Annotated in this window: 1 protein-coding gene; it reads right to left on the bottom strand. The window is 61.8% G+C overall.

Annotation, left to right across the window (positions count from 1 at the left end):
* A partial coding sequence (locus tag A6X21_RS05745; RefSeq protein ID WP_315851672.1) for a histidine kinase dimerization/phospho-acceptor domain-containing protein occupies window positions 1–369 on the bottom strand: 369 nt, incomplete at both ends.

Below are 369 nucleotides of genomic sequence, written 5' to 3'. Positions count from 1 at the left end.
GGCGCGAAAGGTCTGCTGCGTGATCTTTTCGAGGATCGGCGAGAGTCGCGGATCGCCGCCGGCATGCTTGGTCAGCATCTGCGCGTAGGAAGAGATCACAGCCAGCGGCGTGTTGACCTCATGCGCGATACCGGCAGCCAGTAGACCGATGGAAGAAAGCTTCTCGGACTGTGCGAGCTGGCTTTCCATGTTCACGCGATCGGTGATGTCGTCCACCAGCACAATGCGCCCGACGGGCACGAAATCGCGCGTCAACAGGGGCGCAATGGCGATGTTGGCGGTGCGGACCTCGCCGGTCGGCGTCGGCAAACGGAACTTGTACAGCGTGTGCGTGGTGGCTTCCGTCTTCAGGCGATTGAACTCGGCAAC

The organism is Planctopirus hydrillae, from assembly GCF_001707835.1.
Lineage (GTDB): Bacteria > Planctomycetota > Planctomycetia > Planctomycetales > Planctomycetaceae > Planctopirus > Planctopirus hydrillae.
Note: the sequence above shows the minus strand (reverse complement) of the source record. Positions and strands in the feature narration are given on the sequence as shown.